The sequence below is a fragment of the Streptomyces hazeniae genome (assembly GCF_031845485.1).
In the GTDB taxonomy this organism is placed as follows: Bacteria; Actinomycetota; Actinomycetes; order Streptomycetales; family Streptomycetaceae; genus Streptomyces; species Streptomyces hazeniae.
Map to the genome: position 1 here is coordinate 1 of NZ_JAVREQ010000167.1, position 460 is coordinate 460.

Consider the following 460-nt stretch of genomic DNA (forward strand, 5'->3'; position numbering starts at 1 on the left):
CCCCGGTGCGCCGCCTCCACCGCGTGCCAGCCGAACCGGGTCGCCAGGACGCGGTCGTACGCGGTCGGGGTGCCGCCGCGCTGGACGTGGCCGAGGATGACCGGGCGGGCCTCCTTGCCGAGCCGCTTCTCCAGCTCCCCGGAGAGCTGCGTGGCCACCCCGGCGAACCGCTCGTGGCCGTAGATGTCCTTGACGCCCTGCTCGAACTGCATGGAGCCCGCGCGGGGCTTGGCGCCCTCGGCGACCACCACGATGGCGAACTTCTTGCCCGCCGAGAAGCGCTTGCCGACCAGCTCGGTCAGCTCGTCGATGTCGAAGGGGCGCTCGGGCACCACGATGGCGTGGGCACCGGCGGCCATCCCGGAGTGCAGGGCGATCCAGCCGGTGTGGCGGCCCATGACCTCGACGATCAGCACCCGCTGATGCGATTCGGCGGTGGTCTTCAGCCGGTCCAGCGCCT

Annotated in this window: 1 protein-coding gene; it reads right to left on the minus strand. The window is 72.4% G+C overall.

Annotated features, from left to right (window positions below; genetic code table 11):
• A partial coding sequence (locus RM572_RS29140; protein ID WP_311676357.1) for a 6-phosphofructokinase occupies positions 1-460 on the minus strand: 460 nt, incomplete at both ends.